This is a genomic window from Nocardioides nitrophenolicus (assembly GCF_016907515.1).
In the GTDB taxonomy this organism is placed as follows: Bacteria; Actinomycetota; Actinomycetes; order Propionibacteriales; family Nocardioidaceae; genus Nocardioides; species Nocardioides nitrophenolicus.
Genome location: NZ_JAFBBY010000001.1, coordinates 4,236,460 through 4,249,255, shown reverse-complemented (window position 1 = coordinate 4,249,255; position 12,796 = coordinate 4,236,460). Strand labels below are relative to the sequence as shown.

Genomic DNA, 12,796 nt, shown 5'->3' with positions numbered 1-12,796 from the left:
TAACGCGTTCTAGTTTCTTCACGAAAGTGTTTCGTTTGCGAGAATGTCCGGGTGCGGATCCTGTCCATCCAGTCCTCGGTCGCCTACGGCCATGTCGGCAACTCCGCGGCGGTCTTCCCGCTGCAGCGCCTCGGCCACGAGGTGTGGCCGGTGTTCACCGTCCACTTCTCCAACCACACCGGGTACGGCGCCTGGCGCGGCCCGCTGCTCGACCCGGCCGACGTCGCCGACGTGATCACCGGGATCGAGGAGCGCGGCGCGCTCGCGACCTGCGACGCCGTGCTCTCCGGCTACCAGGGCTCCCCCGCCGTGGCCGCCGTGATCGTCGAGGCGGTGCGCAAGGTCAAGGCGGCGAACCCGGCCGCGACGTACACCTGCGACCCGGTGATGGGCAACGCCAGGTCGGGCTGCTTCGTCAACCCCGAGATCCCGCCGATCATCCGCTCCTCGGTCGTCCCCGTCGCCGACATCCTGACCCCCAACCAGTTCGAGCTCGGCTTCATCACCGGGCGCGACGCGCTGTCCGAGCCGGCGCCGATCGAGGCGGTGCTGGAGGCCGCGGACGAGGTCCGCGCCCTCGGCCCCTCGACCGTCCTGGTCACCTCGGTCGAGCGGCTCGGCGCGCCCGCCGACGTCATCGAGATGATCGCCGTGACCGGCGACGGCGCCTGGATCGTGCAGACCCCCCGCCTGCCCATGAAGGCCAACGGCTCCGGCGACATCACCGCCGCGCTGTTCACCGCCCACCTCCACACCACCGGCTCGGCTTCGGTGGCATTGGGGCGGACCGTGGCGTCGGTCTACGACGTGCTCGCGGCGACGCTCGAGTCGGGTGAGCGGGAGCTCCGGCTGATCGCGGCGCAGGACGCGATCGCCGTGCCGGATGAGCGGTTCGAGGTCGCGCGGCTGCGCTGACTAGGATGGCGCGGACGCTCGCCCCGCGGGCGCCGGCCGGTGTAGCTCAGTTGGTAGAGCGCCTCTCTTGTAAAGAGGATGTCGCGGGTTCGAATCCTGTCACCGGCTCCGATCCGGCGTCGCATCTGACGAATGGGTCGCGCAGCGCCGCGAAACTCAGCCCGTTCGTCAGATGCGCCGCGAGAACCCGACCGATGAGTGTCGGAACCCTGACTAGTCTCACCACCGTGGACCTCCCCGTGCAGCCGCCCGTCCTGCCCATGCTCGCGAAGGCCGTGTCCGGCGTACCCGACCCGGCCAAGTACGACGAGCGCGGCCTGAGCTTCGAGCCCAAGTGGGACGGCTTCCGGTGCATCGTGTTCCGCGACGGCGACGAGATCGAGCTGGCCAGCCGCAACACCAAGCCGCTGACCCGCTACTTCCCCGAGCTGGTCGAGGCGATGCGCGCCGAGCTGCCGCAGCGGTGCGTGCTCGACGGGGAGATCTTCGTGGCGCTGGACGGCGCCGACGGGAAGGGGCGGCTGCAGTTCGAAGTGCTGCAGGAGCGGATCCATCCGGCGGCGTCGCGGATCAACCTGCTGGCCGAGCAGACGCCGGCCGACTTCGTCGCCTTCGACCTGCTCGCGCTGGGCGACGACTCGTACGTCGACCGCCCGTTCGCCGAGCGGCGCGCGGCGCTGGAGCAGGCGCTGGGCCACCTGAGCGCCGACGCCGGGCGCTGCCACCTGACCCGCACGAGCACCGACCCGGCGGTCGCCGAGGAGTGGTTCCACCAGTTCGAGGGCGCGGGCCTCGACGGGGTGGTGGCCAAGCCGCTGAGCGCGCCGTACTCCCCCAACGCCCGGACCATGCTCAAGATCAAGCACGAGCGCACGGCCGACGTGGTCCTCGCCGGCTACCGCGAGCACAAGACCAGCACCCCCGAGAACCCGCTCATCGGCAGCCTCCTCCTGGGTCTGTACGACGGCGGCGAGCTGCAGCACATCGGCGTCAGCGCGTCCTTCACCGCGGCCCGGCGGGCCGAGCTGTGGCACGAGCTGCAGCCGCTCGTCGTCCCGATCGAGGAGCACCCGTGGGGCCGCTGGCAGGAGTTCCTGGTGGCCAACCCGGGCCGCCAGCCCGGCACCCAGAGCCGGTGGAGCCAGGGCAAGGACCTGTCCTTCACCCCGCTGCGGCCCGAGCGCGTCATCGAGGTCAAGTACGACGCCATGGAGGGCCGCCGGTTCCGCCACACCGCCCATTTCAAGCGCTGGCGCGACGACCGCGACCCCGAGTCGTGCGGCTACGACCAGCTCGAGCAGCCGGTGCGCTACGACCTCGCGGACGTGCTCGGGGGCTGACGGGGCTGACGCGGCGACCGCCCGCCGGGCAGGATGGTGCCATGAGCACCGCGCCCCGCGAGGAACCGTACGCCGTCGTCCTGCTCATCGAGCAGGCGCTCACCGCCGCCGACGCCGCCCAGGTCCGCGGCCTGCACCAGGAGCTCGACGACGACCCGACGATCGAGGTGCAGTACCACGTGCTGCTGCCGATGGCGGACGCCGCGGCCGCCGTCGAGGCCTCCCTCGGCGTCATCGGCGGCGCCGACCTGATCGCGCCGCCGATCACCCCGTCGCCCGACGAGATCGAGCGGCTGCGCGGCGAGTACCGGGAGCAGGCCGAGCGCGACCTGGCGACCACCCGGGAGGCGCTGGTCGCCGCCGGCGCGATCATCGGCTCGGTGTCGATCGTCACCGAGCCGCCGGTCGACGCGCTGATCGCGAAGGTCAAGGAGGTCGACGGCCGCGAGTCGATCATCCTGACCCGGCCGCACCTGGTCGCGGAGTTCTTCCACGTCGACTGGACCTCGCGGGCGCGCCGCAAGCTCGGCGTACCCGTGCTGCACCTGCTGGAGCACGAGCAGTCGTAACGCCCCGACCGCGCAGGTCGTTGACCGGTCATGTCGGCCCCGCACACCCTCGACGTCCACCTCCTGGCGGCGCTCGCGGCCGCGCACCTCTCCCCGGCCGACCGAGACCGGGTGCTCGACGTCTGCGACGGCGCCGTCGACGCGGTCCGCTCGCTGGCCGTCGCCCACCCGGGGCGGGCGGTGCGTGAGGTGGTCCTGCTGATGCTCGGCGAGGACGCCCCGCGGCTCGACCGACGGGTGCGCGGCGACCTGGCGCGGCTGTGCGAGGTCGAGGTGGTGCGGGGACTCTAGGGGAGGCTCAGGAGACCCGGTTGCCGTCCTCGTCCCAGTGCTCGGCGACCTTCTTGCTGGGCTGCACCCGCGGCGGCTCACCCGGCATCTTCGGGTAGTCCGGCGGGAAGTTCAGCTCCCCCTCGCCGTCGGCGACCTGCCGGTCCCACAGGTCGAGCAACGGCTGGAGCGAGTAGGCCTCGTCGTCGATCCCGGCCCACGGGTCGCCGGCGGCCATCCGCTCGGGCACCGTGAACAGGTTGAACTCCGCCGGGTCGGTCACGGCGGCGAGCTCGGCCCACGTCATCGGGGTCGAGACCGGGGCGCCGGGCTTCGGCCGCAGCGAGTACGCCGAGGCGATGGTCCGGTCGCGGTTGTTCTGGTTGAAGTCGATGAAGATCCGCTCGCCGCGCTCCTCCTTCCACCAGGCGGTGGTGACCTGGTCGTCGCGCCGGGCGAGCTCGCGACCGAACGCGATCGCGGCGTGGCGCACGTCGGTGAACTCCCAGCGCGGCTCGATCCGCACGTACACGTGGACCCCGCGGTTGCCCGAGGTCTTGGGGAATCCGGCCAGGCCGAGCTCCTCGAGCAGCTCGCGCGCCACGCCGGCGACCCGGACGGCGTCGCCGAAGGTGGTGCCGGGCTGGGGGTCGAAGTCGATCCGCAGCTCGTCGGGATGGTCGACGTCGGCCCGGCGTACCGGCCACGGGTGGAAGGTGAGCGTGCCCATCTGGGCGCACCACACGGGTACGGCGATCTCGGTCGGGCAGATCTCCTCGGCGGTGCGGCCGGAGGGGAAGGTGATCCGCACCGGCTCGAGGTAGTCGGGAGCCCCCTTGGGGACCCGCTTCTGGTAGAAGCCCTCGCCGTCGTCGCCGTAGCCGGTGGAGAGCCGGAAGCCCTCGCGGTAGCCGTCGGGCCAGCGCTCGAGCGCCGTCGGCCGGTCGCGCAGCGCCCGCATCAGGCCGTCCTCGACCGCGACGAAGTACTCGGCCACCATCAGCTTGGTGACCTCGGGCGTGCGCTCGGTGGCCTCGTAGATGACCCGGTCCGGGCTGGACACCCGGACCTCGCGGTCGCCTGCCTGGACCATCGCCGCCGCGGTCTTCGCCATGGCCCCAACCTAACGGTCCGGCCCGCCGGATCAGTGCTCCTCGGTCGAGCGGGAGGCGGTGAGCGTGCGCCCGCCGACGACGGTGATGACCGCGACCAGGCCGGCCAGGACGGCGAACCCGATCCGCTGGCTGTGCAGGAACTCCTCGACCACCGCCGCGCTCCACCGACCGGTCGGCAGCGAGCTGCCCATCACCGCGGCGGTGACGGTGCCGACCACGGCGACACCGAAGACGTTGCCGATCTCCTGGGCGGTGTCGTTGAGCGCCGAGCCGATGCCGGTGTGGTCCTCGGGCAGCGCCTCGATCAGCGCGACCGCCGAGGTCGTCATCACCATCCGCATCGCGACGGCGAGCAGCAGCATGCCGGCGGCGAAGAGCGGGTAGCCGGTGCCGAGCGCGACGTACGCGACGGCGAGCGAGACCAGCAGCGACGTACTGCCGACCAGGGCGGTGGTCCGGTGCCCGAGGCGCGCGACGAGGGCGTCGGTGAGCGGCCCGGACACGAACATGCCCGCCACCATCGGCAGGGTGCCGAGCCCGGCCTGGAGCGGCGTCCAACCCCACGCGAACTGGAACAGCTGGGTCGACGCGAACATCACGCCGACCATCGCGACCATCACGCCGGTCTGCAGGATCGCGCTGCCGCGCACGGTACGTCGGCCGAGCAGGCGCAGGTCCAGCATCGGGTCCGCGGCCGACCGCTCGCGCAGCACGAAGCCGACCGCGGCGGCCACCGCGCCCAGCGCGACGACGAGGGTCGCGGGCGAGGTCCAGCCCTCGTCGACCCCGAGGGTGAGGGAGAACAGCCCGAGGCCGAGCATTGCGACCGAGAGCACCGCGCCCGGCACGTCCGCGCCGCCGGTACGCCGCTCGGCCGGGTCGTCGGCGGGGATGCCGTGCGCGACTCCCCACCAGGCGATCGCGGCGACCGGTGCGTTGACGACGAGCAGCGCCTGCCAGGGCAGGTGGGTGACGGCGAGACCGCCGAGGACCGGGCCGACCATGACGCCGACCATCGCGACGCTGACGATCAGCCCGATGGCCCGGCGGCGCAGCTCGTCGTCGTCGAAGAGCCGGAAGATCAGCGACATGGTCCCGGGCGCGATCAGCGCGGCGAAGACGCCGCACAGGGCGCGCACCGCGATCAGCTGCCACGCCTCGGTGGCGAGCAGCACCAGCGTCGAGGACAGGCCGAAGCCGGCGATGCCGACGAGCAGCATCCGCCGGCGCCCGAGCTTGTCGCCGAGCGTGCCGCCGACCATGAGCAGGCCGCCGAAGGTGAGTGAGTAGGCGCCGACGATCCACTGCAGGCCGGTGGGGCCGACGGCGAGGTCGCGGCCGATCGTCGGCAGCGCGACGGACAGCACGGAGTTGTCGACCATCTCGACGAGCATGGTCAGGCACAGGGCGAGGATCGCCGGCGCGGCGGCGCGGAGCGTGGTGGGCTTCGCGGCCCGCGCGGTGGTGGGCGTCGATGACGCGGAGGTGGCGCTCATGACGGCCTCCCTTCGGGACGAGGGTGCTCGAACAGCGTTCGAGTCGAACAATGTTCGAGAATAGAACGTTGTTCGAGAATGTCAAGGTGGGGGCGGGGCGGGGGCGGATTCATCACGGGATGTAGGCGAAGCACCGGTTCTGTAGTGGAACTCCGCACGGGAAGCCTCTACTCGCCTACATCCCGTGATGAATCCCAGCCCCCAAGAGCCGCGCCCTACGCTGAGGGCATGCCAGGACGCCCCCGGACGACCCGTCGCGCGACCCATTCGCTCGACCAGATCGTCGACGCCGCGATCGCGATGCTCGACCGCGAGGGGGCCGGCGGCCTCACCCTGCGCGGACTGGCCGCGGAGCTGGGCGGCGGCCTCGGCAGCGTCTACTGGTACGTCGCCGGCAAGGCCGAGCTGCTCGACCTGGCCTGCGACACGCTGGTCGGGCGCGCCCTGGAAGCGGTCGACGTACCCACGCCGCCGATGGAGGTCGAGCTCGACACCGACGACCCGGTCGTCCTGGAGGCGGCCGCGACGGTCCGCCGGATCTCACTGGCGCTGTTCGCGCAGATAGACGAGCACCCCTGGCTCGCCGGCCAGTCCCAGCTCGGCACCGGGAACCGCCCCAACGGGCTGCGGGTGTGGGAGCAGGTCGGCCGGGCGCTCGCGACGATGGGACTCTCGCCGCGCCAGCAGTTCCACGGCAGCACCGCGATCACCGGCTATGTCGGCGGCGTGGGCGCCGCGATGGCGGCGCAGGACGAAGCGGCCGACCTGACCCTCTCCAAGGAGGAGCAGTTCGACCGCCTCGTGGCCCGCTGGCAGGGCGAGGAGTACGACGAGCTCCCGTGGATCCGCTCCATGACCGAGCAGTTCCGCCGGCACGACGACCTCGCCCAGTTCGCCGCCGGCCTGGACCTGCTGATCCTGGGCCTGGTCCGCCAGGCGGTCAGGCCGGGGAAGCCGGGTCGGCCGGCTCGAGGCTGAGACTGATCGAGTTGATGCAGTAGCGGTCGCCGGTGGGCGTGCCGTAGCCGTCGGGGAAGACGTGGCCGAGGTGCGAGCCGCAGTTGGCGCAGCGCACCTCGACCCGCTTCATGCCGTGGGAGTTGTCCTCGAGGTACTCGATCGTGTCGCTGATCGGCTGGTAGAAGCTCGGCCAGCCGCAGCCGGAGTGGAACTTCGTGTCGGACTCGAAGAGCTTGGCCTGACAGGCCTTGCAGCGGTAGACGCCCGTCGTCTCGGTGTCGGTGTACTCACCGGTGAAGGCGCGCTCGGTGCCGGCCTGGCGGAGCACCTGGTACTCCTCGGGCGTGAGCTCGGCACGCCACTCCTCGTCCGTCTTCTCGACCTCGTATGCCATGCGACGAGCCTACTCAGCCGACCTCGGACCGGCTCAGGCAGCGAGCCCCGAGACGGGCATGCCGGCCGCGCGCCAGGCCGCGAAGCCGCCCACCACGTCGGTCGCGCGCTCGACGCCGATGCTGCGCAGCGCGTCCGCGGCGAGCGAGGAGGTGTAGCCCTCCTGGCACAGCACGATCACCCGCAGGTCGTACGACGCCTCCGGCAGCCGGGCGTCGCTGCGCGGGTCGAAGCGCCACTCGAGCACATTGCGCTCGACCACGAGGACCGGCAGCGAGCGCGCCACCTCGCCCTCCCGGGCCCGCTGCGCGGCGGGCCGGATGTCGACGAGCACGGCACCGAGGGCCACCAGCTCCTGGAAGGCGGCGCGGGCGCTGATCCGGTCCAGCCGGGACCGGGCGTCGGCGAGCAGGGCGTCGACGCCGTCGTACCTGACGGGGGTGGGGACGGGGGCGAGGGCGCTCACCACTCCTCCCCCGCGCGCTCGACGCCGAGCGCCTCGAGCCGGTCGCCGTGGAACTTGAACCGGGTCATCGTGTGCAGCCGCGGGGAGTACGCGTGCAGCGAGAGGGCCGGCTCGTCGGTCGCGTTGCGGACGTCGTGCGCGTAGCCCGCGCCGAACGCCCTGCCGTCGCCGGGACCGAGGTCGATCAGCCGGAGCCCGCCGTCGAAGGTGTGCTCGGTGAGCCGGCCCTCGAGGACCGTGAAGGCACCGGACGAGGAGCCGTGGTCGTGCCAGTCGGTGGCGGCGCCGGCGGGCCACGAGATCAGCCAGAGCTCGTAGTCGTCGGTGGTGAGCAGACGGATCCACGAGCGCTCGTGGGGATCGTGCTCGAGCAGGTGGTGCAGGTCGGGGTCGGCCGCGTGGTTGCGGACGACCTCGAGCAGGGGCAGGACGGCGAGCTGGGTCATCGGAGTTCTCTCTCTGCGGGACGCGGGGCTGGGACTGGAGGGGTGAGGGCAGTCAGCAGCCACGACAGCGCCGCCGGGCGCCACGGATCACGGGGCTGGGGGCTGCGAGGAGAGTGGTCATGGCTCCATTGTGTAGTAAGTCGATCTAGTTTGCAAACAACGCGGGGTCGTAGGGTTTCGGCGTGTCCCGCTCCCTGGCCGCCGGCGCCGCCGGCTCGCGGTCCACCGGCGCCCGCCGGCTGCTCACCGAGACGGTCCCGCGGCTGAGCGCGACCGTGGTCGCCTGCTGGGCAGCGCTGTGCGCCGTCGTCGCGCTGTTCCCCGCCCTGCGGCACGCGCTGTGGCACCCGCTCATGTTCGTCAGCGAGAACGTCCTGCTGATCCTGCCCAACCTGGCGTATGCGACCTTCCTGGCACTGCTCGCCGCGGCGTTGAGCACCGGCAAGCGCGCGGGATGGCGGATCCTGGTCGTCGTCCTGGTCGTCAACCTGGCCGACGCCGCGGGCGAGATCACGGTGCGGCCCCGCAGCAGCGTCGCGATCGCGGTGGCGACCCTGCTGCTCGTCGTGGTGCTGCTGTCCCGCAACGGCTACCAGACCCGGGTCCGGTCCCGCTCGGTGCTGAAGGCGGTCGCCGTCCTGGTGCCCTGCCTGCTGCTGAGCATCGGGCTCGGCTTCCTCCTGCTCGAGCTCTTCCACGGCACGCTGCCGTCCGACCAGCGGCTGCTCTGGTCGCTCAACCGGGCCACCGGTGGCGTGATCGGGCCGCGGGCATTCGACGGCCGCCCGGCGGAGTGGGTCAGCGACCTGATCGGCTTCCTCGGCGGAGTCTCGCTGCTGGGCGCGTTCGCCGTCGTGTTCCAGTCTCAGGCACTCCGGGCCACCCTGACCGCGCCCGAGGAGCGGGCGGTGCGCACCCTGCTCGACGAGTACGGCCGCCATGACTCGCTCGGCTACTTCGCGACCCGTCGCGACAAGGCGGCGGTGTTCTCCGAGGACGGGCGGGCGGCGGTGCTGCACCGGGTCGAGGTCGGGGTGTGCCTGGCCAGCGGCGACCCGGTCGGCGACACCGGCTCCTGGCCCGACGCGATCGCGCGCTGGCAGCGGCTGGCCCGCGACCACGGCTGGTCGCCCGCCGTCCTGGGCGCCAGCGAGCGCGGCGCCCACCAGTACGAGCGCGCCGGCCTGACCGCGCTCCAGCTCGGCGACGAGGCGATCATCGAGGTCGCCGAGTTCAACCGGCGCCGCCCCGGGCTGCCCACCATCCAGCGCGCCGTACGCCGGGCGCGCCGGCACGGCGTGACGGTCCGGATCCGGCGCCACCACCAGGTCCCGGCCGCGGAGCTGGACGAGATCCGCCGGCTGGCCGACGCCTGGCGCGGCGACGAGCCCGAGCGCGGGTTCTCGATGGCACTCGGCCGCCTCGGCGACCCGGCCGACGGCGACTGCCTGCTCGCCGAGGCGCTCGCACCCGACGGCTCGGTGCTGGCCCTGCTGTCGTTCGTGCCGTGGGGCAGGTCCGGCATCTCCCTCGACCTGATGCGCCGGGACCCGAACGGCCCCAACGGCGTGATCGAGTACCTGGTCAGCATGCTCGCCGAGCAGGGCGCCGAGCACCGCGTCGCGCGGATCTCGCTGAACTTCGCGGTGCTGCGCTCGGTCTTCGAGGAGGGCGGGCGGATCGGCGCCGGCCCGCTGCTCCGCGGCTGGCGCCGGGTGCTCCTCGTCCTGTCGCGCTGGTGGCAGCTCGAGGCGCTCTACCGCTCCAACGTGAAGTACGAGCCCGCGTGGTTCCCGCGCTTCCTCTGCTACGACGACGCCCGGATGATCCCGCGCGTGGGCGTGGCCGCGGGGATCGCGGAGGGCTTCATCGACATCCCGGAGCGGATCCGGACCCGCCGGCCCCTGCAGCCCGAGCATCTGTCCCCCGAGCGCGCCGAGGAGATCGTGGCCGCGGTCGCGGCCCATCAGGAGCTGCGGGCGCGGGGCCGCCGGCGTCCCGAGCAGGTCCGGATCAGGATGGAGCGGATGGCGGCGATGGCCGCGGCGGGCCGCGCCCCCTATCCCGCCGCTGGGGCGCGCCCCAGCGCGACCGCGGCCGCGCTCGCCGCCGACGACGGAACGGCGGTCACCGTGGCGGGGCGGCTGGTGGCGCTGCGCGACCACGGCGGCGTGGTCTTCGCCGAGCTGCGCGACTGGCACGGCTCGGTCCAGTGCGTGCTGCAGGCCGCCGACCTCGGGCCGGACCTGGCCCGGTTCGTCGGCGACTGCGACCTGGGCGACCTCGTCGAGCTGCGCGGGACGGTCGGCGCCAGCCGCAGCGGCGAGCGCTCGGTGCTCGCCACCTCCTGGCGGATGCTCGCGAAGTGCCTGCACCCGCTGCCCGGACGGGTGAACGGCCCGCTCGCGCCCGAGCTCCGGGTGCGCCAGCGCCAGCTCGACCTCGCGATGAGCGACGACGCGCGCGAGCACCTCCGCCGCCGGGCCCAGGTGCTGCGCGGGATCCGCGAGACGCTGCACCGCCAGGACTACCTCGAGGTCGAGACGCCGGTGCTGCACACCGTCCACGGCGGGGCCAACGCGCGGCCGTTCACGACCTACAGCAACGCCTACGACCTCCCGCTGTCGCTGCGCATCGCGCCCGAGCTCTACCTCAAGCGGCTGTGCGTCGGCGGGGTGGAGCGGGTCTACGAGCTGGGCCGGGTGTTCCGCAACGAGGGCGCCGACCGGACCCACAATCCCGAGTTCACCACGCTCGAGGCCTACGCCGCCCACGGCGACTACACCACGATGCGCCGGCTGTGCCAGGAGCTGGTCACCGCCGCCGCCATCGCGGTCCACGGCCGTCCGCTGCTGGTCCACCGCGACGCCGACGGCGGAGCGCGGGAGCTCGCCGTCGACGGCGCCTGGGCGGTGCGCACGGTGCACGGCGCGGTCTCGGAGGCGATCGGCGTACCGGTGGACTGGGCGACGCCGGCCGAGGAGCTGCGCGCGCTGGCCGGCGTCCACGGCATCGCCGCGGGCGAGCTGAGCGCCGACCAGATCGTGCTCGAGCTCTACGAGGCGCTGGTGGAGCCCACCACCGTCGCCCCCACCTTCTACACCGACTTCCCGACCTCGGTCTGCCCGCTGACCCGCGCCCGCGACGACAACCCCGCGCTCGCCGAGCGCTGGGACCTGGTCGTGCTCGGCATGGAGCTCGCGACGGCGTACAGCGAGCTCACCGACCCGGTCGAGCAGCGCCGGCGGCTCGAGCAGCAGTCTTTGCTCGCCGCCGGCGGGGACCCCGAGGCGATGGTGACCGACGAGCAGTTCCTCCAGGCGCTGGAGCTCGGCATGCCACCGACCGGCGGCCTCGGGATGGGCGTCGACCGGCTGCTCATGCTGCTCTCGGGCGACCCGATCCGCTCGACCGTCACCTTCCCGCTCGTCCGTCCCGACGCCGAGGAGACCGCATGGTGACCCGGCGCCTCGCGCTCGGGCTGCTGGTCCTCGGTGGCCTCGGGTACGCCGACTGGGTGCTCCAGCTGGTGCTGCCCGTCGACGCCGACCTCCGCACCAGCTTCATCAGCGAGCTCTCCGCGCCCGGCCAGCCCTTCCACGAGCTGTTCCGGCTCGCCGACGTGGTCGCGGGGCTCGCGCTCGCGGCCGGCGCCGCGCTGGCCTGGCGGCTGACCCGCCGCGCCGCCGGGGTGTGGCTGCCGCTCGTCGTGCTCGGGCTGTGCGCGGTCTTCGAGGCGGCGGTGCCCCTGTCGACGTCGTACACCTTCGGGGCGGACCTCCCGGACCCCGGCACCGGCGCCTGGTGGGCCAAGGTGAGCGAGCCGCACGGTGTGTCCAGCTTCCTGGAGACGGTCGCCTATCTCGTCGTGCTGCTCACCTGCAGCCTGGCGCTGCGGCGCGACGGCGCGGACCGGCGCCGGCTGGGCCTGGCCGCCGTGGGGATCGTCGCGGCGCTCTGCGGCGCCCTCGACGCCGTGCTCACCGCGTCGCTGCTCCTCAGCGGGGACGCGGACTACCTCGGGCTGGTGCAGCGGCTCGGCGTCACCCTGACCGCGGTGTGGCTGGCGGTGGCGCCGACGTGGCTGCTGGTCAGGGCAGCCGGGCCAGCAGGTCCGCGACCTCGATCCGGCGACCGGTGTAGAACGGCACCTCCTCGCGGACGTGCCGACGCGTCTCCGAGCCGCGCAGGTGACGCATGAGGTCGACGATCCGGGTCAGGTCGTCGGCCTCGAAGGCGAGGATCCACTCGTAGTCGCCGAGCGCGAAGCTCGGGACCGTGTTGGCCCGCACGTCGGGGTAGCCGCGGGCCATCTGGCCGTGCTCGGCGAGCAGCCGGCGACGCTCAGCGTCCTCGAGGAGGTACCACTCGTAGGAGCGGACGAAGGGATAGACCGCGGCGTACGCGTGGGCGCGCTCGTCGGCCAGGAACGCCGGCAGGTGGCTCCGGTTGAACTCCGCCGGGCGGTGCAGCGCCATCTGCGACCAGACCGGCGCGAGCCGCGACCCGAAGGAGGTGCGGCGCAGCCGGTGGTAGGCGTCCTGGAGCCGGTCGCTGGTCGCGGCGTGCCACCAGACCATCAGGTCGGCGTCGGCGCGCAGCCCGGCCACGTCGTAGACGCCCCGGACGACGACGTCCTCGGCGGCCAGGTCGGCGAGCAGGGCCTCGACCTCCTCGGTCTCCTGCTTGCGGACCACGTCGTCGGGCCCCAGCGGCTGCTCGAGGCGGAACACCGACCACATGGTGAAGCGGATCGTGTCGTTGAGCTCGTTGATCTTCGCCGCGTTGGTCTTGAGGTGCGCCTGGGGGTCCTGGTCCGACATGCC

At 73.0% G+C, this 12,796-nt stretch carries 13 protein-coding genes and 1 tRNA gene; 8 read left to right on the top strand and 6 right to left on the bottom strand.

The annotated features are described in order from the left end of the window. Positions 1-51: 51 nt before the first annotated feature. The 5 genes from pdxY (at position 52) to JOD66_RS20445 (ending at position 3,115) form a co-directional block, all read left to right on the top strand. A complete protein-coding gene (gene pdxY / locus JOD66_RS20465; protein WP_204838651.1) occupies positions 52-915 on the top strand; it encodes a pyridoxal kinase PdxY in 864 nt (287 codons plus the stop codon). A 35-nt stretch (positions 916-950) separates the two neighbouring features. After that, positions 951-1,023: transfer RNA gene (locus tag JOD66_RS20460), tRNA-Thr, on the top strand. 119 nt (positions 1,024-1,142) lie between these two features. Continuing rightward, the gene (locus JOD66_RS20455) at positions 1,143-2,255 is read left to right on the top strand and encodes an ATP-dependent DNA ligase (RefSeq protein WP_204838650.1); all 1,113 of its coding nucleotides are present in this window, start codon (positions 1,143-1,145) and stop codon (positions 2,253-2,255) included. A 41-nt stretch (positions 2,256-2,296) separates the two neighbouring features. Beyond that, positions 2,297-2,824, top strand: coding sequence for a hypothetical protein (locus JOD66_RS20450; protein ID WP_204838649.1), 528 nt, complete (start codon positions 2,297-2,299; stop codon positions 2,822-2,824). Between the two features lie 30 nt (positions 2,825-2,854). Further along, a complete protein-coding gene (locus tag JOD66_RS20445) occupies positions 2,855-3,115 on the top strand; it encodes a hypothetical protein (protein ID WP_204838648.1) in 261 nt (86 codons plus the stop codon). A gap of 7 nt (positions 3,116-3,122) precedes the next feature. Here the strand turns inward: JOD66_RS20445 and JOD66_RS20440 are convergent, their stop codons facing one another. Both JOD66_RS20440 and JOD66_RS20435 read right to left on the bottom strand, forming a co-directional pair. Beyond that, positions 3,123-4,208, bottom strand: a complete 1,086-nt coding sequence (locus JOD66_RS20440; protein WP_204838647.1) for a DNA polymerase domain-containing protein — start codon at positions 4,206-4,208, stop codon at positions 3,123-3,125. Positions 4,209-4,238: 30 nt separating this feature from the next. Further along, positions 4,239-5,705 carry an MFS transporter gene (locus JOD66_RS20435; RefSeq protein WP_204838646.1) on the bottom strand — a complete coding sequence of 489 codons (1,467 nt, stop codon included), beginning with the start codon at positions 5,703-5,705 and terminating at the stop codon, positions 4,239-4,241. A 228-nt stretch (positions 5,706-5,933) separates the two neighbouring features. Between JOD66_RS20435 and JOD66_RS20430 the strand changes: the two genes are divergently transcribed. Further along, positions 5,934-6,683, top strand: coding sequence for a TetR/AcrR family transcriptional regulator (locus tag JOD66_RS20430; RefSeq protein WP_204838645.1), 750 nt, complete (start codon positions 5,934-5,936; stop codon positions 6,681-6,683). Here the strand turns inward: JOD66_RS20430 and msrB are convergent. The 3 genes from msrB to JOD66_RS20415 are packed head-to-tail and all read right to left on the bottom strand — an operon-like array spanning position 6,646 to position 7,970. Then, positions 6,646-7,059, bottom strand: a complete 414-nt coding sequence (gene msrB / locus JOD66_RS20425; protein WP_204838644.1) for a peptide-methionine (R)-S-oxide reductase MsrB — start codon at positions 7,057-7,059, stop codon at positions 6,646-6,648. The genes JOD66_RS20430 and msrB overlap by 38 nt on opposite strands. A 33-nt stretch (positions 7,060-7,092) precedes the next feature. Then, on the bottom strand, positions 7,093-7,524 hold the full coding sequence (locus tag JOD66_RS20420) for a rhodanese-like domain-containing protein (RefSeq protein WP_204838643.1): 432 nt from the start codon (positions 7,522-7,524) through the stop codon (positions 7,093-7,095). Further along, positions 7,521-7,970, bottom strand: a complete 450-nt coding sequence (locus JOD66_RS20415) for a cysteine dioxygenase (RefSeq protein ID WP_204838642.1) — start codon at positions 7,968-7,970, stop codon at positions 7,521-7,523. Before JOD66_RS20415 ends, JOD66_RS20420 begins: the two co-directional genes overlap by 4 nt. Positions 7,971-8,152: 182 nt before the next feature. Between JOD66_RS20415 and lysX the strand changes: the two genes are divergently transcribed. Together lysX and JOD66_RS20405 are read left to right on the top strand one after the other, a co-directional pair. After that, complete coding sequence (gene lysX, locus JOD66_RS20410; protein ID WP_204838641.1) at positions 8,153-11,431, top strand: bifunctional lysylphosphatidylglycerol synthetase/lysine--tRNA ligase LysX; 3,279 nt, start codon at positions 8,153-8,155, stop codon at positions 11,429-11,431. After that, a complete protein-coding gene (locus JOD66_RS20405) occupies positions 11,425-12,171 on the top strand; it encodes a DUF998 domain-containing protein (RefSeq protein ID WP_204838640.1) in 747 nt (248 codons plus the stop codon). Before lysX ends, JOD66_RS20405 begins: the two co-directional genes overlap by 7 nt. Here JOD66_RS20405 and hemQ read toward each other — a convergent pair. Next, positions 12,062-12,793 (bottom strand): hydrogen peroxide-dependent heme synthase, encoded by a 732-nt coding sequence (gene hemQ / locus JOD66_RS20400; RefSeq protein ID WP_204838639.1) that lies wholly within the window; start codon positions 12,791-12,793, stop codon positions 12,062-12,064. The genes JOD66_RS20405 and hemQ overlap by 110 nt on opposite strands. Positions 12,794-12,796 lie beyond the last annotated feature (3 nt).